This is a genomic window from Streptomyces bambusae (genome assembly GCF_020532645.1).
GTDB lineage: Bacteria > Actinomycetota > Actinomycetes > Streptomycetales > Streptomycetaceae > Streptomyces > Streptomyces bambusae.
Window position 1 is genome coordinate 1 of sequence record NZ_JAJAUZ010000154.1, and the last position, 495, is coordinate 495.

A 495-nucleotide genomic window follows, 5' to 3' on the forward strand; every position below is an offset into this window, starting at 1 on the left:
CCGATCTGGAGTGCTTCGCGTACTTCTTCGGGGGTGTAGGGCTGGTGTCCGTCGAAGCCGTTGAGGGCGATGACGAAGGGGAGGCCGCTGTTTTCGAAGTAGTCGACGGCGGGGAAGCAGTCGGCGAGGCGGCGGGTGTCGACGAGGACGACGGCGCCGATGGCGCCGCGGACGAGGTCGTCCCACATGAACCAGAAGCGGTCCTGTCCGGGGGTGCCGAAGAGGTAGAGGATGAGGTCCTGGTCGAGGGTGATGCGGCCGAAGTCCATGGCGACCGTGGTGGTCGTCTTGTCACCGGTGTGGGTGAGGTCGTCGATGCCGGCGGAGGCGCTGGTCATGACGGCTTCGGTGCGCAGGGGGTTGATCTCGGAGACCGCGCCGACGAACGTGGTCTTGCCCACGCCGAAGCCGCCCGCCACCACGATCTTCGCGGAGGTGGTGGAGCGAGCCGCTCCGCCGTTAGAGCTTGCGAAGTCCACTGAGCACCCTTTCGAG

1 protein-coding gene is annotated in these 495 nt (G+C 66.7%); it reads right to left on the minus strand.

The window, feature by feature from the left end; genetic code table 11:
- On the minus strand, nucleotides 1–479 hold a 479-nt coding region (locus LG634_RS37605), incomplete at its 3' end, for a GTP-binding protein (protein WP_226741048.1).
- Nucleotides 480–495: the final 16 nt, after the last annotated feature.